This window comes from Buttiauxella sp. BIGb0552 (genome assembly GCF_004366275.1).
Lineage (GTDB): Bacteria > Pseudomonadota > Gammaproteobacteria > Enterobacterales > Enterobacteriaceae > Buttiauxella > Buttiauxella gaviniae.
In genome coordinates this window covers 448,713-470,361 of record NZ_SODY01000004.1, presented here as the reverse complement: position 1 = coordinate 470,361, position 21,649 = coordinate 448,713, and the positions used below count along the sequence as shown (strand labels likewise).

At 51.2% G+C, this 21,649-nt stretch carries 17 protein-coding genes and 4 pseudogenes; 9 read left to right on the top strand and 12 right to left on the bottom strand.

Annotated features, from left to right (window positions below; all coding sequences use genetic code 11):
- Window positions 1–11 precede the first annotated feature (11 nt).
- Together fimC and fimA are read right to left on the bottom strand one after the other, a co-directional pair.
- Complete coding sequence (gene fimC, locus EDF88_RS14320; protein WP_243839623.1) at window positions 12–674, bottom strand: type 1 fimbria chaperone FimC; 663 nt, start codon at window positions 672–674, stop codon at window positions 12–14.
- A gap of 150 nt (window positions 675–824) precedes the next feature.
- Window positions 825–1,376 (bottom strand): type 1 fimbrial major subunit FimA, encoded by a 552-nt coding sequence (fimA, locus tag EDF88_RS14315; protein ID WP_134185323.1) that lies wholly within the window; start codon window positions 1,374–1,376, stop codon window positions 825–827.
- Window positions 1,377–1,805: 429 nt separating this feature from the next.
- Here fimA and EDF88_RS14310 point away from each other — a divergent pair, with 429 nt between their 5' ends.
- Together EDF88_RS14310 and EDF88_RS14305 are read left to right on the top strand one after the other, a co-directional pair.
- On the top strand, window positions 1,806–4,226 hold the full coding sequence (locus EDF88_RS14310; protein WP_134185605.1) for a DUF3772 domain-containing protein: 2,421 nt from the start codon (window positions 1,806–1,808) through the stop codon (window positions 4,224–4,226).
- A gap of 239 nt (window positions 4,227–4,465) precedes the next feature.
- Window positions 4,466–4,954, top strand: a complete 489-nt coding sequence (locus EDF88_RS14305; protein WP_208326145.1) for a hypothetical protein — start codon at window positions 4,466–4,468, stop codon at window positions 4,952–4,954.
- A 96-nt stretch (window positions 4,955–5,050) separates the two neighbouring features.
- Here EDF88_RS14305 and EDF88_RS14300 read toward each other — a convergent pair whose 3' ends face one another.
- The 5 genes and pseudogenes from EDF88_RS14300 to EDF88_RS14285 form a co-directional block, all read right to left on the bottom strand.
- Window positions 5,051–5,551 (bottom strand): carbon starvation CstA family protein, encoded by a 501-nt coding sequence (locus EDF88_RS14300; RefSeq protein ID WP_279586342.1) that lies wholly within the window; start codon window positions 5,549–5,551, stop codon window positions 5,051–5,053.
- A 14-nt stretch (window positions 5,552–5,565) separates the two neighbouring features.
- Window positions 5,566–5,778 (bottom strand): annotated as a pseudogene (locus tag EDF88_RS25055) (carbon starvation CstA family protein).
- A 520-nt stretch (window positions 5,779–6,298) separates the two neighbouring features.
- Window positions 6,299–7,540 carry a cytochrome c gene (locus EDF88_RS14295; RefSeq protein WP_134185319.1) on the bottom strand — a complete coding sequence of 414 codons (1,242 nt, stop codon included), beginning with the start codon at window positions 7,538–7,540 and terminating at the stop codon, window positions 6,299–6,301.
- Entirely contained in the window at window positions 7,537–8,091 is a 555-nt protein-coding gene (locus EDF88_RS14290; RefSeq protein WP_064512379.1) for a (2Fe-2S)-binding protein, read from the bottom strand. Before EDF88_RS14290 ends, EDF88_RS14295 begins: the two co-directional genes overlap by 4 nt.
- Window positions 8,088–10,877, bottom strand: a complete 2,790-nt coding sequence (locus tag EDF88_RS14285) for a molybdopterin cofactor-binding domain-containing protein (protein WP_134185317.1) — start codon at window positions 10,875–10,877, stop codon at window positions 8,088–8,090. The genes EDF88_RS14290 and EDF88_RS14285 overlap by 4 nt, the downstream gene beginning before the upstream one ends.
- A 202-nt stretch (window positions 10,878–11,079) precedes the next feature.
- On the opposite strand from EDF88_RS14285, the gene EDF88_RS14280 reads away from it, so the two are divergent.
- Complete coding sequence (locus EDF88_RS14280; RefSeq protein ID WP_134185603.1) at window positions 11,080–11,652, top strand: nucleotidyltransferase family protein; 573 nt, start codon at window positions 11,080–11,082, stop codon at window positions 11,650–11,652.
- Between the two features lie 2 nt (window positions 11,653–11,654).
- A complete protein-coding gene (locus tag EDF88_RS14275) occupies window positions 11,655–12,623 on the top strand; it encodes an XdhC family protein (protein WP_134185315.1) in 969 nt (322 codons plus the stop codon).
- An 89-nt stretch (window positions 12,624–12,712) separates the two neighbouring features.
- Here EDF88_RS14275 and EDF88_RS14270 read toward each other — a convergent pair whose 3' ends face one another.
- The 5 genes and pseudogenes from EDF88_RS14270 to apbC form a co-directional block, all read right to left on the bottom strand.
- Window positions 12,713–13,183, bottom strand: coding sequence for a DUF1456 family protein (locus EDF88_RS14270; RefSeq protein WP_064512387.1), 471 nt, complete (start codon window positions 13,181–13,183; stop codon window positions 12,713–12,715).
- 148 nt (window positions 13,184–13,331) lie between these two features.
- Window positions 13,332–13,439, bottom strand: a pseudogene (locus tag EDF88_RS14265) (type II toxin-antitoxin system YoeB family toxin); the annotation flags it as partial.
- Between the two features lie 95 nt (window positions 13,440–13,534).
- Window positions 13,535–13,690, bottom strand: a pseudogene (locus EDF88_RS14260) (LytTR family transcriptional regulator DNA-binding domain-containing protein); the annotation flags it as partial.
- A pseudogene (locus EDF88_RS24945) lies at window positions 13,689–13,790 on the bottom strand (hypothetical protein); the annotation flags it as partial. The pseudogenes EDF88_RS24945 and EDF88_RS14260, both read right to left, overlap by 2 nt.
- Window positions 13,791–13,963: 173 nt before the next feature.
- Window positions 13,964–15,076 (bottom strand): iron-sulfur cluster carrier protein ApbC, encoded by a 1,113-nt coding sequence (gene apbC, locus EDF88_RS14255; RefSeq protein ID WP_134185311.1) that lies wholly within the window; start codon window positions 15,074–15,076, stop codon window positions 13,964–13,966.
- Between the two features lie 163 nt (window positions 15,077–15,239).
- Between apbC and metG the strand changes: the two genes are divergently transcribed.
- The 5 genes from metG to EDF88_RS14230 all read left to right on the top strand — a co-directional run bounded on the left by metG (window position 15,240) and on the right by EDF88_RS14230 (window position 21,646).
- Window positions 15,240–17,273 (top strand): methionine--tRNA ligase, encoded by a 2,034-nt coding sequence (gene metG / locus EDF88_RS14250; protein ID WP_134185309.1) that lies wholly within the window; start codon window positions 15,240–15,242, stop codon window positions 17,271–17,273.
- Window positions 17,274–17,602: 329 nt separating this feature from the next.
- Window positions 17,603–18,538 (top strand): TauD/TfdA family dioxygenase, encoded by a 936-nt coding sequence (locus EDF88_RS14245; protein WP_134185307.1) that lies wholly within the window; start codon window positions 17,603–17,605, stop codon window positions 18,536–18,538.
- A 23-nt stretch (window positions 18,539–18,561) separates the two neighbouring features.
- Window positions 18,562–19,893: an extracellular solute-binding protein gene (locus tag EDF88_RS14240; RefSeq protein ID WP_134185305.1), complete on the top strand. Its 1,332-nt coding sequence runs from the start codon at window positions 18,562–18,564 to the stop codon at window positions 19,891–19,893.
- Window positions 19,894–19,902: 9 nt separating this feature from the next.
- On the top strand, window positions 19,903–20,808 hold the full coding sequence (locus EDF88_RS14235; RefSeq protein WP_134185303.1) for a sugar ABC transporter permease: 906 nt from the start codon (window positions 19,903–19,905) through the stop codon (window positions 20,806–20,808).
- Entirely contained in the window at window positions 20,786–21,646 is an 861-nt protein-coding gene (locus EDF88_RS14230) for a carbohydrate ABC transporter permease (RefSeq protein WP_134185301.1), read from the top strand. The genes EDF88_RS14235 and EDF88_RS14230 overlap by 23 nt, the downstream gene beginning before the upstream one ends.
- The last annotated feature ends 3 nt before the right edge of the window (window positions 21,647–21,649 follow it).

Below are 21,649 nucleotides of genomic sequence, written 5' to 3'. Positions count from 1 at the left end.
GATTACCTGCATTACAGCATTACGCCCGCTTGCACAGGCGTCACCGCACCATAGTCATTGACGGTCTGGAAGGAGATAGCACCTTTTAGCGCGGTCGAAACCACCACATGCGACACGCTTTTTGGCGCGACCATGGTATTAGCCAGTTTCTCGTTGCCAATTTTAAGATTGACCGTGCTGACGTAATACGGTGAAGGATTGTGAATACTCAGTTGCTCGCCGTTGCGGCTAAAGCGCAGTTGTTTCAGCGCCTCTTCTGGCTGCATTTGCAGGTTTTTAGGGCGCACAAACAGCTTGATGCGCGACAAAATCGCCAGTTGCAGTACGTTGCTGCCTTCGAGATTATTTTTATCGACCGAAGGAATCGCTTTCACGTTCATCCAGAAAATAGTTTCGCGGTCTGTTGGCAACGCTGGCCCGGCGTAAATAATACGCAGTGTGTTTTCGCTCGAGGGCTCACTAACAAAAAGTGGTGGCGTGACAATAAAACTTTTATCTCTGGCACCTGCACTATTTTCAATCCACGAGTTCACCAGAAAGCGTTCTTTGCTATCGCTATTATTAATTGAGAGCGAAGTTTGTTTTGCCTCGGCAGGATAAATAACCCGTGTCGCACCCAATGCAACGCCTCCGGCAGCTTGCGCATTAAAGCACAGCATTAACAGGCACAGCATTATGGCCGAGCATTGTTTAAATAAAGTCGTCATTACACGGCACCATCATTATTACTATTATTAAAATATTTAATTCAGAAATAATGAATTTCTGTTCGTCAATAAAAGAAGCCTCATTTCTGAGGCTTGCGTTATCCCTACAAAATTTGATTATTCGTATTTCATTACAAATGTCGCATCAGCGTTGGCCTGGCCTGCTGTTGCGATGGCTGCGGTAGATTTATAGCGCGCGGTGAACGGCAGGGTGTTCGTCCCGTCAATCAGTGTCTGTGCGGTGGAGAAGACAGTACCATCCGGGGTCAACACTTTCGATTTGCTATCGAGGATTTCGATACCGACGCCGCCTGCCGTGGTGCTGTTGTCACCCGAGTTAATCGCCAGAAGCGTAGGGTCGGTGCCGTCAGTCTGGCCTGAGAATGAGACAGAAGCCAGGGTGGAGACTGTGGTATCGCAATCGTTAAGTACGATGGTGAATGGGATCTGCGCGGAGGTGTCACCCACTTTAGTAAACGCCGCCGTACGGTATTGGCCCAGTTTCACCGTTTGATCGGAAGACTGCGTGCTCACCGCACAGGCCGCATTCACCAGTTCACCTTTAAAGTGAACCGTACCGCCATTTACAGTCACTACGTCGGCCTGTGCTGCACCGCTCACTAATGCAATACCTGCAACCAATGAGGACGCAATTTTTCTGAATTTCATCGAGATTCCTTTAATTATTTAATTACCCTTATTGAATAATGCATCCTTCATTATTCCAGTGAATAACCGGGGCCATAGATAGTCCATCCCCTCCCCTCAATCCTTAAGGAGATATTTATTTATCGTCATCAATGAAGTCTAAATTAATATTTAAAACACCATCTCTTCGACGATGAGTAATTTAAGTCAAATAAACATTTAATAACATGTAACAAACCTTTATCTTGCCTCAGTAATGTCCTATTAACTTCTAAGATATCGACCAACGACTTCCGGATGGATGAGTGATGCTGACGAAGAAGCACCACGAAGGGTGACGCTGGGTGAATGAAACAGATAAAACCTGGTATACTCAGCGCCAATTCAAGATATTCTTAGCAAATTCTTTTTAAGCCGCTAATTTATTGATTCACTGGATCTGTCCTGATGATACCCAAAATGTTAAAAATGCCGCTGCTGCTGGCATTGTTGTCTTGTTTAATGATGATGTCTTTCCCGTCTCATGCGGATGACCCTACTGGGCAAACAGCCAGTGAAGAGCCGGTTAAGATCAATGCCAGCACGGTAATTCCCGCGTTGCAAAAGCGCCTGGATTCACTTAAGCAGCGAGTGTCCACGGCAAAAACCGATAAACAATTCACCAGCCTAAATGACGATTCGCAAAAATTGGTGAGTGAAGCCGATAAGCTCGCCGTTGCACTGGCACCGCAATTAACTCAGGTTCAGGCACAGTTGGATGTTCTTGGACCGGCACCGGCACCAGGTGCACTGGCCGAAACACCGCAAGTTGTAAGCCAACGCAAACAACTGAACAACAGTAAAACTTTGCTCACCACACAAATCGAGCAAACCAAAGCCATTGCAGTTGCCGCGCAAAACCTCTCTTCGCAAATCTCTGGATTGCGCCGCGATGCGCTGAAAACACAAATTGCCCTGAATACCGGCAGTATTCTTGGCGAAAAATTCTGGTCCCCCGTATTCGAACCCAACGACAAAGACGCTGTACGCTTCGGTGAATTTGGCGCTCAGATTAGTGATGCCTGGGCCGAGGCCTGGAGCGATGAATGGCGAATAGGTTCGGGTATCTATCTGTTACTGGCGCTGGGGATTGGGGTATTTGGTCGTTTCGGGCTGGATAAACCAATGAACTGGATTCTGCCTCGCTGGCTGCCGCAAGGCCGTTTTCGCCGCAGTTTCCTCGCCTGTTTCACAACTTTAAGTACTACACTGACGCTGGGTATCAGCATGCAGTTGCTGTGCTATACCTTCACGCGCCTGCCTGATACCTCACCATGGGTTAATGAGTTTGCCGGACAACTGGTCGAGCTGACCTATTTTTCCGCGGTGATTGCCGGTCTTGGCATCGCATTGCTCTCTAATAGTCACCCTTCCTGGCGTCTGCCGGGTATTGCCGACCCGCTGGCAAAAACGCTGGCGTCATTCCCGATTTTACTGGCAGCCTTCATATTTATCTTCGGTATCATCGAGCAGTTGAACTCGCTGGTTGGAGCGAGTATTGATGCCACGTTATTTGGTAATGGTCTGGCCGCTTTGCTAGTTGCGCTCAATTGCCTGATCGCACCTGTTCGCGTCAACCGGATACGCAGGCAAATGCGTGCTGAAGGCGAGCAAACAGAAGCGCGTTCAACCGTTGCGGGCCTTATTCACCTCGTCATCAGCCTCACCGCTTTGGTTATCTTGCTGGCACTGTTGATTGGCTACATTCCACTGGCCCGTTTCGTCACCTTTGAATTGTTGTGGATTGGCCTGGTTGTTTGCAGCCTGTATCTGCTGATTCACTTCGTGGTGGATTTGTGTGAAGCAGTATTCTCCCCGTCAACCCACAGCGGGAAAATCCTTAAAAGCACGCTAAGTCTCAACGACCGCCATCTGTCGCTTGCCGCGACTCTGTTCTCAGCGGTTGGGAAGACATCACTGCTGGTAATGGCAGCAGTCGCTTTGCTTAACGGTACCTTCGGCACTACGACGCCAATGGAGTTACTGACTAAAATCGCTGATATGTGGGGTGGTAAAGGTCTCGAAGGGATGAACATCATCCCGGCACATGCACTTAATGCGGTGTTGTGTCTGGTGGTGGGTTGGTATGTTCTGCGCTCTACTCGTCGCTGGCTGGATAACGATTTCCTGCCAAAAACCAATATGGACCGCGGCCTGCGTGCTTCGCTGGTAACGCTGTTCACCAACGTCGGTTACGTGCTGATTATCATGCTCACGTTGTCGATGCTCGGTATTGAATGGAACAAACTGGCCTGGATAGTCAGCGCCCTGTCGGTTGGTATCGGTTTTGGCTTGCAGGAAATTGTGAAGAACTTTATTTCCGGCTTGATTCTGTTGACCGAGCGTCCGGTAAAAGTGGGCGATCTGGTTAGTATCAGCGGGGTTGAGGGTGATATTCGGCGTATCAACGTACGTGCCACAGAGATTCAATTAGGTGACAAATCAACGGTAATTGTTCCGAACTCGCAGCTAATTTCGCAAAACGTGCGTAATGCCACGATGGGAAATGCACAAGGTGTGGCAACTATATCTCTGACTTTCCCATTGGATATCGACCCTGAGCAAGTCCGTAATTTACTGCTTGAGGCGTATAACCTGCATGAATCAATTCTGGAAAACCCTCAGCCCTCAGTCAGCTTTAAAGAACTGGGGCCAACCGGGATTGTGCTGAGTGTTACCGGTTATGTGAATAGCCCGCGAATGGTCAGCTCAACGCGCAGTGACCTGCTTTATGAGATCCTCAAAATGCTGCGCGCGGCAGGCATTAGCCTTAGCCAGACACAAACGATGATCCTTGAACAGCCGACAACTAAGGCTGTAATAGAGGAATAATCAACAAAGCCACTGGCCGTCCATGCGCCAGTGGCTTTCGAATGTAAGAGTCAAAACAGCTCTCATTGGCCAATCATTATTTTTAAGAATACTTACCGAAAACACATTCATGAAATTGATTTATATCAACAACTGCTAACGCACTCGGCAGCATTATCTCGCCACGAAAATACATTCCACTTCTTAAACTTTCCCAATGGGTAATAATTAAGAAGATCTAATATATAAGAGAGTTAATGATGAGCAAATTCAACGTAGCAGTAGCAGCCCTGGTGGGCGGAATGTTGTTGTCTCCTGCAGCGATGGCACTCGATTTGGCCAACGGTAGCTGGAAAGGCGCAGGTGATTCAGTAAAAGTCGTGGTTAACAACAAAGCCGTGACAATTAACGGTAAAAAAGCGACCCGAACCATTAACAATCCTGATTTCGCAGAATGGAAAGGCGCTGGCTACACCCTGAGCTTCACCCGTAGCGGTGATGAAATGAGTGGCGAATGGTCTGCACCGCATAAACATGGCGCACTGCAACAAGTCAGCAGCACCAGTACCTCAAGTGCGAAGAAACTCGAGAAAAAAGATCTGATGGACTTAACTACCAGCCAGGTCGAAGCAAAACTTAAAGCTGCAGGCTGGAAAGAAGTGTACCCGTATACCGAATACACCCTGAACGGCCAGCGCGTGAAGATTCAATACCGCGCCGATCACGCTAATTCAGTCATTTTTCAGTAAGTAAAAAGGCCGGTCAGGGATGACCAGCCTCAAGTTTAACTATCAGGAAAGCAACTCAATAGGTTCTGAATTCCCGCGAGCGCGCCACAGCACGACCTAGCGTTGAATCGATGCCACCATAATCACCGACCCCAACAGCACCATCACAATTGAAATCGTCCCATTGAAAATGTTGAAGCCTTTGGCTGCACTATTGAAGTAGACGTTTTTCACCATCCAGTAAGCCGCGTAGTTTACCGTCACATACAGATAAGACAGTGGCACCAGGCAGGTCAGCACGTACCAGCGTTTTTCTGACATACGCAGAATAATGGTTGTGCCAATCATCAGACCAATTGAAGCCATTAGCTGGTTAGAAACACCAAACAATGCCCAACGCTCCCAGAGCCCGACGCAAATCGCTACAGGGATAGTCATAAACACAGCGAACGTGCCCCATCGGTTACGTTCGAGTGCATGCACCACCACCATCGACAAACCAGCCATGGTAATGGTGATGGTGATGATAAATAGCATAGCAAGACCGGTACACCAGCCAGCCACCGGGCCAAGTTCCGCTGTTGCCACTTCTGAGAGTGACTTTCCGCGGTGTTTCATCGAGGCGAAAAGCACTACGGTGTGTGCACCGCGCCGCCTACCACACATCCGATAAGCAGCCATAAGAAGCTTGGCAGATAACCGTATTGAGCCGTCCTAACGGTCCTGCTGCCGCGATTGCGGCAAAGTGACTGCCGAAGTTAACCCATTTTTTTTGTCGGGACGTAGTCTTTGCCGTCCTCAAGAATATGTGACGGTGTGATTTCTGAGTCATCTGCATTCAACACTTTACGGACGAAAAACACCCCGTAAAGGCGATAGGAGAGAACGCCCTCTCCTTGGCAATCCTGGCGCCCGGTGATTAAATTGCCGCTGCGCGGTAAACCCCAGCTTATCCCCAACGTTCAGGGTCGTTCGCGACTCGCTCCCGGCAGCTCAACCCTGACTTATGGGTAACGCTGGGGCAATTTATACCGGGACTCAAGGCCAAAACCGATTCGGTTTTTGACTTTAGGTTTTGACGTTGACCTTTGAGTCCGGCATAAATCGCCTCCGGTTTGACTGTAAGGCCGGGTCGAGCCGTCGGGAACGGCGAGAGGTTGTGATCGCCGGGAGCGAGTCACAACCGACCCAGGGACTGAAAGGAAAAACGGAGGTTTACTGCGAAGCAGCGATTTAAACGCCGGGAGCCGGGATTGCAAAGGGTGCTGCGGTAGCACCCTTTGCACGTTCACCGTTCCGATAAGTACAGGGAACACTGAACGCTCAGTGAACGGAATATTCACCCTTCAGGCATAAACGTCCAGTTTATTTCTCCACCCTCAGCGCCTTCACCTGCTCGGCAGTCACATCCCCCGGTAAACCACCCCATGTCACTCGCAGGTAATTCACCAGTTCCGCAACTTGCTCATCGTTCAGTCGCTCACCAAAGCCCGGCATGCTTTGCATACTTTCCCCGTTCGGGAAGTTCTGCGCAGGCAGGCCATCGAGCACCGAAACAATCAGGTTTTTGGCATCAGGCTGGCGCAGCGTCGCGTTGTTCAGCATCGACACCGCCACGTGCGGTTTGCCTTCGCCTTCACGGGCATGGCATCCAGCGCACTGGTCGAGATATGTCATCCGTCCGGCTTCGTTACCGTTACCGAGTGCTGCAGGCACTGCCGCTGGTGGCGCTTCGCCCATCAAATACGTTGCCATCGCTTTTTGATCGGCAGCCGTCAAATGCTGAGTACTGAGGTCAACCACCATATGCATTTCGCTAAACGCGCTGCCTTGCGGGGCAATCCCAGTGGTGAGGAATTGCTGTACATCCTGCGGCGTCCAGCCTCGCTGCGCTAACGCTTTTGGTGTGATGTCAGGTGCCATAAAGCGCCCTAGTTCTCCGCCCTGCATCGCTTTGTCGAGTTTCATCTGACCGAGTAAACCGCGCTCGGTATGGCATTCGCCACAGTGCCCAAGCACATCAGCCAGATAACGCCCACGATGCCAGTCCGGTGAATCACCCGTTGAAATTGCAGGAAGCGGATCTTTGTCATGGAACATAATATTCCAGCCAATCAACGCAATACGCTGGTTGAACGGGAAGGCCATTTCGTTATCCGGCGTCTTAACATCCACCGCCGGGCGCGTCATCAGATAAGCATAAATATCGTCTGAATCCTTGCGCGAAATATTTTTGTACGAGGTGTAAGGCATAGCCGGGAACAGATGACGCCCGGTTGGGGTAACGCCTTCGGTCAGTGCTTTGTAGAAATCATCTTTCGTCCAGCGGCCAATACCGTAATCGGCAGAAGGCGTCAGATTGCTGCCGTAAATCGTGCCATATGGGGATTCCAGCGGGTAGCCGCCAGCTAATGGAGCACCACCAGAAGCGGTGTGGCAAGCCGCACAGTCAGCTGCTTTGGCCAGATAACTACCGCGTTCGATTTGATCTTTACTGGCGGTGACTTTTTGTACCGGGCCGTCATAAGTGCGATATTCCCGCCAATACAAAATGGCGACAATAATGACTACAATTGTCAGCACAATCAGTGCGAGACGTTTTTTCATTTCACCGTCTCCTTCAGAAGCCCCGGCGTTTTTAGCACCACGTCACGCACCGCTTCGTAATAACGAACGTAGCCTGTACAGCGGCAGATGTGGTTTTCCAGCGCATGTGAAATCGCACCTTCCAGCTCTTCACGTGCAATCGGTTGACGTTTGAGTTTCTCGACAAAAATCGTTGCTGCGTTAACAAAGCCCGGCGTGCAGTAGCCGCACTGGAAGCTGTAGTGGTCGAGGAATGACTGCTGAATTGGCGACAGTTCTACGACGTCGCCCTGCTCATCAACTTTTGCATGCCCTTCAACGGTGCGGACTTTTTTGCCGTTAAAGAAATGGGCACCGGTAATACAGGTGCGCACTTCTTCGCTGGTGCCGCTTGGGTTATCAACAATCGCCACACACGCGTGGCAAATGCCCTGTCCGCAGCCCAGGCGAGAGCCGGTCAGATAGACATATTCGTGCAGGAAATCGATCATCATCAACCCTTCTGGCACATCAATTGGGCCATACGGTTTGTTGTTGATGGTCAGGGTCATTGGTTTAGTTTTGATGCTCATGGTAATACCTCACGAATATTTTCTGCACGAACGGGCAAATCACGGAAACGGTGGCCGGTGGCATCGGCAATCGCATTCACAATCGCGGCAACAACCGGGATCATCACGACTTCAGCCATGCCTTTTGGTGGGTCAGTTTCCGAAAGTGCGGGGAGGATATCGCCAGTCTGTTTCCAGACCGCCACATCGCTGGCTCGCGGCAGGTGATAACGGTTGAAGTTCCATGTCCCGTTGCCCGGTCCGTCTTCATAGAGAGGTAAATATTCGTGTAGCGCATGGCCGATACCCATCGCCAGGCCGCCCTGCAACTGCCCGGATACCAATTCCGGCACAATTAAATTGCCGCACTCCATAATCGAGTGATGGTTCAGCAGTTCGACATCGCCGGTTGCGAGACTTACCGCAACTTCGGCGAGTGTGCCGACGGCGCTATAGTAGGTCACCGATGCGTTGTTACGCTGAGTTGGCGGATAGTAGACATGTTCACGAGCAAGCGTTACGAATTCGCCATTGCCGTTACGCACCGACAAGCCGTCAATCGGCAGGCGTTTGCTTTGTTCGCCAATTTTGAAATCGGCTTCTGCCCATTGCCAGCGGTTAAAGACATGCACCGCGGCGCCGGTCATTAACCCCATTTCATGGGCTTTTTTCGCCACCCGCTCAAGGCTTAAAATTTCCATACCGGCAGCGGTTAGACCGCCTTCTACCCAGCGGGCGTCTTCGATACGCACCACTAAAGGTGCTGCCTGGCCGCCGCCAATTCCGGTGGTCCAGATTGCCATTGCCGCCGGCCACAAGCCGTGTTCGAACACTAAACGCGCCGCTTCACGCGTGCTGTGCGAGAAGTAATAAGCTGAGTTACTGGCACTCGATGGCGAACAGTACGACGGTGACCAGGATGGATTAGCAGCCAGTTTGTCCTGATCTTCCTGGGACATAATGTATGGGTCACCACTGGTGACAATCGGCAGCGAACTCCAGTCGGTGACCGAGAAATGCGCTTCGTCTGCCGGTTTGCCCAGCCATTGTGCGCACAATACGGACTGTGATGTTGACATACCGGTGCCCATTTCCGCACCGCTGTGATGCAGCACAATACGCCCATCGGCACCGACTTCTACGCGCGCAAAGGAGGTTTCAGCCCCGGTACCAAAGTCTTTTTGTACGCAACCAAAGCCCACGCCGTAGCGTTTACCAGGGTTTTTCATCTCAAATTCGGCTTTCCGTTCGGCACGTTTGATCCAGATTTCATTTTTCGCCGCTTTAGCCAGCACTTCATCAACACGAATCGCACCAGCAGGAATCGCACCCTGGGTGTTTTTCATGCCAGATTTCAGCGCGTTACGCATACGGAATTCAATCGGATCGATTCCCAGCTCGTCAGCAATTTCATCCACCATCATTTCGGTAGCGGCCATACTTTGCAGCGTGCCGTAACCGCGCGCGGAACCGGCGTCGATAGCGCGTGAAGCCACGCCCACCGCCGACAAATCACTTTTCGGGAAGTAGTAAATAGACTGCGCCGCCGTCGCGCCCACCATTGAGACTGACGGGGTAAAGTTGCTGCGTCCGCCGCCGTTGGCGGTCATATCGCCCAAAAACGATTGCAGAATACCGGTCTTTTTATTTACCGCGATGGTGTAATTCATATCGAACGCGTGGCGTTTGAGTGCGCTCTGGAACTGCTCGTAACGGTCGTTCGCCAGACGTACCGGGTGACCGTCGCCATACATTGCGGCAACCGCACCGTAATACGGGAAGTTGTAGTGATCTTTGGAGCCATAACCCACGGTGTAACACGGGTGCAGAATCAGCTGTTTTACCGGCGTGGTGCCTTTTGCCAGCATGCGCGGCATCTCGTCAGCTACTTCCTGCGGGGATTGCGTTGGCACCACCATATGCAGCGTTTGCGTCGCTTCATCAAACCAGCCGTTGGCGTTATCCGGCTCAAGGGCGGCGGTGTCGATGGATTGCGTGGTGTAGCGGCGTTGTAGCACCAGCCAGTCTTCAGGCGGGTTCTTAAGTTCATCTGCAATCATGCCCGCGTAATACATGCCTTCCTGATCCAGCTTGCCGCCTTCTCGCCCTTCAGGCCAGACCGGCAAATGCTTTTTCATCGATACCGGGAAAATCGGCATGTCTTTCAGGCTGGAGAAATGATCGTCGTCTTGCGAGGTGGCACCGCCGACGCGCACAAAGCGGAATGTGCCCCACGGGTCGCGTTCCAGCGGGCCGGTTTCGGCACCGTACTGAATCACTTCGTCTTTAAATTTCAGTTTGTCTTTGGCAAAGCGGAAACGGGCAAAATCGTGGTAAATCAGGATGGCAACAGCTTGCCCAAGATAGGCCGGCGTTTTGCCGGTCGGCAGCAGCATGTCTTCACCGTAGAACGCCGGGAATGCCAGGCCATCACGCACCAGATCTTCGGCAGTCACCAGGCGATCGGGTTTCAGATCATCGTCCAATAAGGAGAGATCGATACCGCTAAACAACCTGTCGGCTTTGGTGGTGCGCAGAATAAAGGCGTGAGCCTGTTTCTGCGGCCAATGAGGCATGTCTACCGCGCGAATATCGCGGGCAAAGACTTTCTGCCCCATCACTTTTGATTTCCCGTCGATTCGGAAACGGATGCGCTTATTTTTGGCATCCCAGTTCGGCGAGTGAAGGATTTTTTGTTCAAATAGCGCGGCATAAGCACGGCTATAGAGAGGGGCAAGATACACCGCGACTCCGGCAACCACCGCACGTTTAATAAAACTGCGCCGTGATGGATTAAAATTGCTCATAAAACGTCCCGTTTAAAATTATTATTGTCTTTTTTCAAACAATTATGCGTAGATCTTATACATTTCCGTAGTGAATATAAGTATATATATTTAAGCTAAATCATGTGAGAATTAACATCTCATTTTCATAAAAAAAACATTGTTGCGCAAATTACTCATGGCATTGCGTAATCAGGAAGGCAGTGAGGAATCACCCTTGAATATGAAAGCGGGCATTATTATTGCTGCGGCAGGATGTGCCGAACGCTTCAAAAAAGCGGGCGGCGAAGGCAATAAACTTAACGCGTTGCTCAACAGCAGCAGCGTGTTTGCGCAAACGCTACGTAATGCACTGGCTTCTGGCCTGCAAGTGCATGTAGTGACGCGGCCGGAAAACAGCCAGGTTCAAGCGTTGTGCCTCGCACAGCAAGTTCCCGTTACACTGATTGAGAGTTCTGGGTTGGGTGAGTCGATCGCTGCCGGTGTTCGCGCAAATGCGAGCTGGCAAGGCTGGCTGATTCATCTTGCGGATATGCCTTTTGTTCCACCGGCTGTGTTTGTGGAAGTGGCTGATGCACTGAAATCTCACACGCTGGTGCGGCCATGCGTTAGCACGCAACCGGGTCATCCCGTGGCCTTCGACCATAACTGGTACAGCAAACTCAGTCAGTTAACCGGTGACAACGGCGCGCGTGAGTTGTTACGTGGCGAGTCCATGCACCTCATCGAAATTAAAGATGCCGATTCCCAGCGCGATATTGATCTCCCATCACAACTGGTTCAAAGGAGTGAGTAATCATGCAACACCTTGATATTAGTGTGATTCACCAGGCTCGTGAATGGCTGGAACAACAACCCGTCTGGTTATGTACGGTTTTAAATACCTACGGTTCCTCACCCCGCTCACCAGGGGCGTTAATGGTGGCAACAGCCGACAATCGTTTTTGTGGTTCACTTTCCGGTGGCTGTGTAGAAGAGGATTTTTTGCAGCGTATTGCTCAGGGTGAATACCAGCAAGCCAGCCAGATTGTGCGTTACGGCGAAGGTGGATTAGAGCCAGGAATTGCCCTGCCCTGCGGTGGCGTGCTGGATATTTTGGTCGAATATCTCCCTTCTACCCCTGGCAATATTACGTATTTGGAAAAGATGGCCGCGGCGCTAGGTGGCCATTTTGCCTTGCAGAAACGTCTGACGCTTCCTGAGCCTTGTCGCCACCTTGAAGTTACCGAATTTGCCGATATCACCCAGGTTGAGCGCAACGGGCAGCAGATTACCGTGCATGTTGCCGCAGCACCGCGCTTACTGATTGCAGGGCTCTCGAGCGTTGCGTTGTACTGTGCCGATTTTGCCAGCTCACTGGGTTTTGAAGTGTTGGTTTGTGAGAATCGACCAGACGCCTTAGAGAATTTCGCCGCCCAGCTAAAACCGGGTATTACTCTGCTCAGGCAGTTCCCGGCGAATTATCTCGAGCAACAAAGTTGCCACGCCAACACAGCGATTGTCGCGCTAACGCATGATCCACGTATGGATGACCTGACGATGATGGAAGCGGTGAACACGCCTGCGTTTTACATTGGGGCGATGGGGTCGCAGAAGAACAGTGCGCGACGGTTGGAACGATTGCAGAAAATAGCGGAATTAAACCCGACTCAGTTACAACGCATTCACGCCCCTATAGGCTTGCCATTGGGGAGCAAAACTCCGGCGGAAATTGCACTGGCGGTGATGGCAGATATTGTGAAGCGGAAGAATGAAGCGCGGGGATAGCGTCAGATATTCGAGGTTTTGTTTCGGATGACGCTGGCGCTTATCCGACCTACGAAATGCATTCGTATAGTGGATAAGCGCAATAAATCTTACTTCTTCGCTACGTGTACGCGTGCAGTTAAACCACGCAGGAAATAGCGCAGGAACTGGTCGCCACATTCGCGGAAGTTTTTGTTCTCTGGTGCGCGCATCATCGCGGTGATTTCTGGCATAGAGATACGGAATTCTTGTGAGGTCAGAATTTCCAGCACGTCGTCGGTTTTCAAATCAAACGCAATACGCAGTTTTTTCAGGATGATGTTATTGGTCATCTTGCGTTCGATTTTTGGCGCAGGCTTGCTTTCGTCTTTGCCGCGCTTGAAGTAAATCAGGCCGTTCAAGAAGTTTGCCATCAGGATATCCGGGCAAAGTTTAAAGTTCTCTTCGTCTTCTTTTTTGGTCCAGGTAACAATCTGCTCGGCAGTAACGGCAGTGTCGGTCAGGGCGAAGATTTTCACCATGTCGTCGTTGCCCAAATTCAGCATGTAGCGCACGCTGCGTAATACGTCGTTATTCATCATAGTGGTGATTCTCTCGTTCTAAATCTTGAAAGCGGGGGTATTTCGAAAGCGGGCAGTATATAGCGTTCTGCCGCCGCGCGCAGATTTAGTAATGAAGTCGGCACTGAAAAATAGTCAGGTATTCGTCGCTCACGCAATAGACCAGTCAATCGGCGTCGTTAATGCGCTTTAAGGTCTTTTTATCCTGCATCTGCCACCAGAGATAATCATCCCTGGCGTGATCGGACCATGCGAGCAGCCTATTCGTCGTCTTCATCAAGAACCGTTTTGAGCCGATTACGTGCTTCGGAGAATGTAATAACCTGCATGACTGCTCTACTTGTGCAATTTATGCTAGGGGGATGGAAAAAACTACACTGTCTTAAGCCCCAGCGCTTCTTTCAGGCTCTTTAAATAACGCCGACTCACCGGGACTGACTGCCCGTCACGCAGCATCAATTCGGCTTGCCCGCCATCCTCAAAGCGGATCTCTTTGAGATGCACCATATTGACCAGGTATTGACGATGCTTGCCAGGTATATTCAGACGAGATCGGGCTGCCTGGTAAATGATGGTCGGCTCCGATATCCAACTCCAGATGGAGCACCTGTGCCACTTTCATACTGTTTTTTCACCCGTGCGTTCAGTTATCTCTTTAATTCCCGAAAACGGTGAACGGAACCTTCTCCGGATTGGCAGGCCCCTCTTCAAAGTTGTAACTCAGAGACAGCTCCCAAGAGAGGGCTACAAAGTTTGCTCCTTCTCCCTGAGGGAGAAGGTCGGGATGAGGGGGGGTTTAAATTACACCGCTCTGAACGCAATATCCGCTGGGATCACTTCACCTTCCCAATAAAGCTGCGCTGCAACGCTACCCGCCAGTTGACGGTAGATAGCTGTGAACTCGCTTTCAGGACGATTGATAACCGTTGGCTTACCGGCATCAAGATCTTCACGCAGAGTAATGTGCAGCGGCAACTGGCCCAGTAATCTAGTGTGGTATTGATCCGCCAGTTTCTGCGCTCCGCCGGTGCCAAAAATCGGCTCATTGTGACCGCAGTTACTGCAAATATGCATGCTCATGTTTTCGACGATACCCAGCACTGGCACATCGACTTTCTCAAACATCACAATGCCTTTACGGGCGTCGATCAACGCAATATCTTGCGGCGTGGTCACAACAACAGCACCCGTTACTGGAATATTCTGCGCAAGCGTCAGTTGAATATCACCGGTGCCTGGCGGCATATCCAGCACCAGATAATCTAAATCTGGCCACATGGTTTCTTGCAGCATCTGCAACAGTGCCTTGCTGGCCATCGGCCCACGCCACACCATGGCGTTTTCGTCGGTCACCAGATAACCAATGGAGTTGGTTGCCAGTCCGTGCGCAAGAATTGGCGTCATATGCGTGCCGTCGGGAGACGTTGGGCGTTCGTGTTCCGCACCCAGCATCGTTGGGATAGACGGGCCATAAATATCCGCATCCAGAATCCCGACTTTCGCCCCTTCGGCGATGAGCGCCAGCGCCAGGTTCACCGCAGTACTCGACTTGCCAACCCCGCCTTTACCTGAAGTCACCGCAATAATGTTCTTCACGCCATTAATGCCGGGGTGATTTTTCACACGCTTTAAGGTGGCAATGTTGTGGCTGAGTTTCCAGTCCACCGCTTTCGCCCCAGTAATGCGTAACAAATCCGAACTGCACTGCTCTTGCAAGGCTTCAAAACCGCTGCGCCAAACGAATGGCATCAACAGCTCAACATGCAGCGTGTCGTCTAACATCGCGACATGATGCAGTGCTTTAAGCGCGGTCAGATTATGTTTGAGGGTTGGGTGCTGAAAATTGGCCAGTGTCCCGGCGACCATAGCGCGTAGCTGCTCGGGGGAACGACTTGACGGGGATTGCGAATTCATCCCGGCTCCTTATGTTTTTATTGTCGGACATTGCAGTTTGTTAAGCATACCAGAACCCGCCAGGCGCGATAAAATTTCCTTGTTCAGCTTGTGTGGTTTACCACAAGGCGGCTCTCAGTTAACATCTAAGGCCCTTTTCTATTTAGAAGATGCAATTTCTACTATGGCTCATACCGCGAAAAAATTATTGGTAACGTGCGCACTTCCGTACGCTAACGGCTCAATCCACCTTGGTCACATGCTGGAGCACATCCAGGCTGACGTCTGGGTCCGTTACCAACGAATGCGCGGAAACACGGTCAACTTCATCTGCGCGGACGATGCACACGGTACACCTATCATGCTGAAAGCACAGCAGTTAGGTATTACACCAGAGCAGATGATTGCCGAAATGAGTCAGGAGCATCAGACTGATTTTGCTGGCTTTAACATCAGCTATGATAACTATCACTCCACGCATAGCGACGAAAACCGCGAGCTGGCAACGCTGATTTATGGCCGCCTGAAAGAGAACGGTTTCATTAAAAACCGTACTATTTCTCAGCTTTTCGACCCGGAAAAAGGCATGTTCCTGCCTGACCGTTTCGTAAAAGGCACCTGCCCGAAATGTAAAGCACCGGACCAGTACGGCGATAACTGCGAAGTTTGTGGCGCAACTTACAGCCCAACCGAGCTGATTAACCCGCAATCTGTTGTTTCTGGCGCAACGCCTGTCATGCGTGATTCCGAGCACTTCTTCTTTGATTTGCCATCGTTTAGCGAAATGCTGCAAGCCTGGACCCGTTCTGGCGCCCTGCAAGAGCAAGTGGCGAACAAAATGCAGGAGTGGTTCGAGTCTGGTCTGCAACAGTGGGATATCTCCCGCGATGCGCCTTACTTCGGCTTCGAAATTCCTGATGCACCGGGCAAATATTTCTATGTCTGGCTGGACGCGCCAATTGGTTATATGGGTTCATTTAAGAACCTGTGCGACAAACGCGGCGACACCACAAGCTTTGACGAATACTGGAAGCAAGATTCCACTACCGAGCTGTATCACTTCATCGGTAAAGACATCGTTTATTTCCACAGCCTGTTCTGGCCAGCCATGCTGGAAGGTAGCGGTTTCCGTAAGCCAACCAACCTGTTTGTTCACGGCTACGTGACGGTAAACGGCGCGAAGATGTCCAAATCTCGCGGCACGTTCATTAAGGCGAGCACCTGGTTGAACCACTTTGACGCCGATAGCCTGCGTTACTACTACACCGCGAAGCTCTCTTCACGTATCGACGATATCGACCTTAACCTGGAAGATTTCGTGCAGCGCGTGAACAGCGACATCGTCAACAAAGTGGTTAACCTGGCATCGCGTAACGCCGGCTTTATCGCCAAGCGCTTTGACGGCCAACTGTCTGCTGAAATCGCTGACCCGGCGCTGTACAAAACCTTTACCGATGCGGCGCAGTCAATTGGTGAAGCGTGGGAAAGCCGTGAATTCGGTAAAGCCGTGCGTGAAATTATGGCGCTGGCAGACGTGGCAAACCGTTATGTCGACGAACAAGCGCCGTGGGTTGTGGCAAAACAGGAAGGCCGCGATGCTGACCTGCAAGCTATCTGCACCATGGGTATTAACCTGTTCCGCGTACTGATGACCTGGCTGAAACCAGTTATTCCAACGCTTGCTGAACGTGCTGAAGCATTCCTGAACTGCGAACTGAGCTGGGATAGCATCAATACACCGTTGCTGAACCACAAAGTGAATACTTTCAAAGCGCTGTATAACCGCATTGAGATGAAGCAGGTTGAATCACTGGTCGAAGCGTCAAAAGAAGAAGTGAAAGCGGCTGCCGCTCCGGTGACTGGCCCACTGGCTGATGACCCGATTGCAGAAACCATCGCGTTTGATGATTTCGCTAAAGTGGACCTGCGTGTTGCGCTGATTGAAAAAGCAGAATTTGTTGAAGGTTCTGACAAGCTGCTGCGACTGACGCTGGACCTTGGCGGCGAGAAACGTAATGTGTTCTCCGGCATTCGTTCTGCTTATCCAGATCCAGCCGCACTGGAAGGCCGTTTGACCATTATGGTGGCAAACCTGGCACCGCGTAAAATGCGCTTCGGCATCTCGGAAGGGATGGTGATGGCGGCAGGTCCTGGCGGGAAAGATATCTTCCTGTTAAGCCCGGATAACGGTGCGCAAGCGGGTATGGCAGTTAAGTAATCGCATATCAGTAAAATCTTTAATGGCTCCCCTAACCGGGGGCCATTTTTATTTCCCGCCAATAATGCCCCCCTTCTGTCTATACCCAAAATAATTCGAGTTGTAGGAAGGCGGCAAGGGAGCGAGTCCCGATGAGCTTACTGTAGTAAGTGATTTGGGCGAGCAAACGTAGCCAACGCACAAACAACTTGAAGTATGACGGGTATATATCTAAAAATTAACTAAGCTTTCCCACCAGCAAATCTTTAAGTTATGCATAATCGTTATTTAAGTTATCAATTTGTAATTTTTATACTGCGGACTCACTTCACCATTAATGGTCCACCACTATGACAATTCATTCTTCACATCCTGACGTTGAATTTAAAAATCTGACTATTCGCCGCGTTGCCGGAAATATTGGCGCTGAGATTGTTGACTTCAAAATAATACCTGACATCGATGAAAATATATTTTCACAAATAGAAGCTGCTCTGGTGAAATATAAAGTTCTCTTTTTCCGTAAGCAGACACAATTAAATGACGAATCTCACCAGGCATTTGGTGCACGGTTTGGCAAAGTGGTGGCACACCCTACCGTTCCGGCGCCTACCGGCACCAAACTCTTCGAACTGGATGCCTCAAAAGGCGGCGGCAGAGCGGATTCCTGGCATACCGATGTCACCTTCGTTGAGGCCTTCCCAAAAATTTCTATTTTACGTGGCGTCAAAATCCCTGAATACGGTGGCGATACCGTGTGGGCAAATACCGCGACGGCTTATGAAAACCTGCCTGAAGAGTTAAAGCGCTTTGCTGAAAGCCTGCGAGCGGTGCACAGCAATGATTATGACTATGGCGCAGACCGTATTGTGGCCGAACAGCAGCGCCTGGATCATCACCGTAAGGTCTTTGTTTCTGCGGTTTATGAGGCTGAGCATCCGGTTGTCCATGTGCACCCTGTCAGCGGCGAAAAGGCACTACTGCTCGGGCATTTCTTCAAACGCTTATCCGGCTTTAGCAGCCGTGAATCGGCACGCCTGTTTGAGCTGCTGCAAAACCGTGTCATCCAACTGGAAAACACCGTGCGCTGGCAGTGGCAGCAAGATGACGTAGTGATTTGGGATAACCGGGCCACCCAGCATTACGCGGTCAATGATTACGGTACGCAACCGCGTCTCGTACGCCGCGTCACCATTGAGGGCGATGCCGCTGTTGCCGTTGATGGCAGCCGTAGCCGCACCTTGAGCCGCCCGGACGCGCAATCTCCCGTCAGCGAAGTGGCCTAAGCCGCGAAATAAAAAGGAAGAGAATGATGCAACGTCGGGATTTATTGAAAGCGATGGCGGCCTTCGGGGTTTATGCGATGGTACCGTCTTTTGCACGCGGCGCTAATGGTGCCAAAAAGTATGATGGCGTGACGCTGAATGTCTCGACGTTTAGCACCGCCTACCCCACTTTACTGCGCCAGTGGCTACCGGAATTTGAAGCGTTGACCGGGGCGAAAGTGAACTTCGATACGCCTGCATTTCCGGTTTATAACCAGCGAGCAGATCTCGAGTTGTCCACCAAAAGTTCCGCCTACGACGTGGTCAACGTGACCTTTATCTACACCAGCCGCTGGATAAACTCCGGCTGGTTAACGCCGCTGGATGAATTTATCGCCAACCCAAACCTGACCAGTGCCGAGTGGGATGTGCACGACTTCCTGGCCGGCGGCCTGGGGCCGGAAACCGGGCGGGATGGCAAACTTTACGGCATTCCGTGGGTACTCGAAGGGATGCTATCAGGCGCCTCGCGCTTTGATTTGGTGACACAAGCCGGGCTCAAATACCCTGATACCACCGACGATCTGGTTAAGGTTTTCCAGGCCGTCAATAAAAAGGAACGTGTGTCGGCTTATGTGACCGATAGCCATTACGGCTGGACGTTCATTCCTTATCTGCAAGCGTTTGGCGGCAACGTATTCCGCAATCCGCCTGACGACCTATTCCCGACACTTGATACCCCAGAGGCTATCGCCGCAGCGGACTATTTTGCACGACTTATCCGCGAGTTTGGCCCGAACGGTGGCCTGACTTACACCGCTGATCAATCGACTCAGGCATTAAAATTAGGACGCGTTAATTTCTCCGACTCAAGCCAGGCCTACCTTGCACAGCTTGGCGACCCGGCGTCTTCACGGACATTAAAAACCGTGAATTTCGGCCAATTGGTACAAGGGCCTGCGGGGCGCTTCCCGGGAATGGCGGTACACGCTCTGGGCATCCCTGCCGGTTCGAAAAATAAAGAAGCCGCGTGGGCATTTATTCAGTGGGCGCTTTCTAAGCAAACCACGCAACGTGCGGTTCAGGCGGGGTATGGTTCGCCAACACGCCGGAGCGATATTGATTCCCAGGCCTATCGCAGCAAGCAAATTATCAACGGTGTCGATTTGGCTCAGCTTTCGCTCAGCGCCATTGAACGTGCAGCCCAGGGTGGCTACATGAAATACCGCACAGTGGATGTTTATCCTCAGGTTGACCAGCAGCTTAATAAGGCTATCGCGTTGATTATTTCGGGTCAGCTTTCAGCGAAACAAGCAATGCAGCAAGCTCAAACTGCGTCGATTGCCGATCTCAAACGCTCGGGTGCGAAAATCTAAGGAGCCTTGATGAAGGGTAAAATCAACTGGCGTAGCCAACAGCGTAACGCCTGGTTTGCCGGGTTAATGCCGTCAATTATTTTGCTGGTGGTGATTACGTTATTACCGGCGATGGCATTAGTTATTACCAGCCTGACACCGTTAAGCCTGACAAATCCCCAGGAAACATTTAATTTTAGCGACCCGTTAATTAATTACCGGCAACTTCTCGAGGATCCACGTTTTCTTAATTCTATTATTACGCAAATAAAATTATCGGTAGTCAGCGTGTTATTCCAGGTGATTATTGGGCTGGGTTTAGCGTTGCTATTAAATGGTGCATCAACGTGGTTGCATACTGCCAGGACATTATTTTTGATTCCCATGGTGCTCCCACCGATTATCGTGGCGCTTATCTGGAAAATCATTTACACGCCGGATATTAGCCCGCTGCATCAAGTCTTAGAGCTATGGGGAATCACCCTCAATTCGCTGATTGCCAATCCTGCAACGGCATTATGGGCGATTGCGGTGGCGGATATCTGGCAGTGGTTCCCGTTTACCATGTTAATGGTGCTCGCGGCTTTGCAGATGATCCCCCGCGACCCGCTAGAAGCCGCAAGTCTGGACGGCGCTCGTGCACATATTATCTTCCGCTATATCGTGCTGCCATACATCAAACCGGTGTTGGTGGTCTGCGCCCTCTTCCGGCTTATCGACAGCTTTAAAGCCTTCCCGCTGATTTACATTTTGACCGATGGCGGGCCAGGCACAGTCACTGAAGTCACCAACTATTACGGCTTCATTCAGGCATTTAATTTCTCGTACTGGGGCTATGGCAGCGCGATCGCCGTGGTGATTCTTGTCGGGGTATTTGTCCTGAGCTATATCATTGGCAAAGCGGGGTGGAGCGATGAGCGAAAAACTAGCGCTTGAACAAGTTTCTGGCAGCACCCGGCGCAGAAAGTCATTTCGTCTGCGCGGCAGTCGGGAAGTCGCGACCTGGCTATTACTGTTGGCGGTGCTTTCCCCCTTCCTGTGGATGGTGGTGATGGCCTTTCGACCGGCTATTGAGGTGTTTGATCTCTCGCTGTGGTTTACCCCGACGCTTGATGCCTTTCGCGCACTCTGGCAGGGGAATTTTCTCCATTCGTTTGGTAACAGTCTACTGGTAAGTACGCTATCAACAGGACTTTCGCTGGTCATCGGCGTTCCCGCAGCATGGGTATTAACACGCTGGCAATTCCCCGGGCGCAGATACGTTGCACTCTGGATTCTGGTGACCCGTATGGCACCGCCCATAGCGTTCACCATCCCCTTTTATCTCGCCTGGCGCTGGTTAGGTTTGCAGGACACGGTCATCGGGCTGGCGATTGTCTATCTCACCTTCAACCTGGCGATTGTTATCTGGCTGATGCAGACCTTTTTTGCAGCCGTCCCTCCAGCTTTAGAAGAGGCGGCCTGGCTTGATGGCTGTTCTATATGGCGAACATTCTGGACCATAACGCTACCACTTGTGGCTCCAGGCTTAGCGGCGACCGCCATTCTGTGTTTTATTTTTTCGTGGAACGATTTCTTCTATGCCTTGATCCTGACTCGCACTCAGGCCGTCACGGCACCGGTGGCTATCGTCAATTTTCTCCAGTACGAAGGATGGGAGTGGAGCAAAATAGCGGCCAGCGGCACGCTGGTCATGCTTCCGGTTGTGGCATTTACACTGCTGGTGCGCCGCTATCTTGTTCACGGCCTGACTGCTGGCGGTCTCAAGGATTAAATC

Coding starts and splice junctions, on each gene's coding strand:
- EDF88_RS14275 (WP_134185315.1), top strand. CDS start 11,655: ATGCAACACCTTGATATTAGTGTGATTCACCAGGCTCGTGAATGGCTG.
- EDF88_RS14305 (WP_208326145.1), top strand. CDS start 4,466: ATGAGCAAATTCAACGTAGCAGTAGCAGCCCTGGTGGGCGGAATGTTG.
- EDF88_RS14295 (WP_134185319.1), bottom strand. CDS start 7,540: ATGAAAAAACGTCTCGCACTGATTGTGCTGACAATTGTAGTCATTATT.
- EDF88_RS14285 (WP_134185317.1), bottom strand. CDS start 10,877: ATGAGCAATTTTAATCCATCACGGCGCAGTTTTATTAAACGTGCGGTG.
- EDF88_RS14300 (WP_279586342.1), bottom strand. CDS start 5,551: ATGAAACACCGCGGAAAGTCACTCTCAGAAGTGGCAACAGCGGAACTT.
- EDF88_RS14290 (WP_064512379.1), bottom strand. CDS start 8,091: ATGAGCATCAAAACTAAACCAATGACCCTGACCATCAACAACAAACCG.
- apbC (WP_134185311.1), bottom strand. CDS start 15,076: ATGAATTCGCAATCCCCGTCAAGTCGTTCCCCCGAGCAGCTACGCGCT.
- fimA (WP_134185323.1), bottom strand. CDS start 1,376: ATGAAATTCAGAAAAATTGCGTCCTCATTGGTTGCAGGTATTGCATTA.
- fimC (WP_243839623.1), bottom strand. CDS start 674: ATGCTGTGCCTGTTAATGCTGTGCTTTAATGCGCAAGCTGCCGGAGGC.
- metG (WP_134185309.1), top strand. CDS start 15,240: ATGGCTCATACCGCGAAAAAATTATTGGTAACGTGCGCACTTCCGTAC.
- EDF88_RS14240 (WP_134185305.1), top strand. CDS start 18,562: ATGATGCAACGTCGGGATTTATTGAAAGCGATGGCGGCCTTCGGGGTT.
- EDF88_RS14270 (WP_064512387.1), bottom strand. CDS start 13,183: ATGATGAATAACGACGTATTACGCAGCGTGCGCTACATGCTGAATTTG.
- EDF88_RS14280 (WP_134185603.1), top strand. CDS start 11,080: ATGAAAGCGGGCATTATTATTGCTGCGGCAGGATGTGCCGAACGCTTC.
- EDF88_RS14245 (WP_134185307.1), top strand. CDS start 17,603: ATGACAATTCATTCTTCACATCCTGACGTTGAATTTAAAAATCTGACT.
- EDF88_RS14230 (WP_134185301.1), top strand. CDS start 20,786: ATGAGCGAAAAACTAGCGCTTGAACAAGTTTCTGGCAGCACCCGGCGC.
- EDF88_RS14235 (WP_134185303.1), top strand. CDS start 19,903: ATGAAGGGTAAAATCAACTGGCGTAGCCAACAGCGTAACGCCTGGTTT.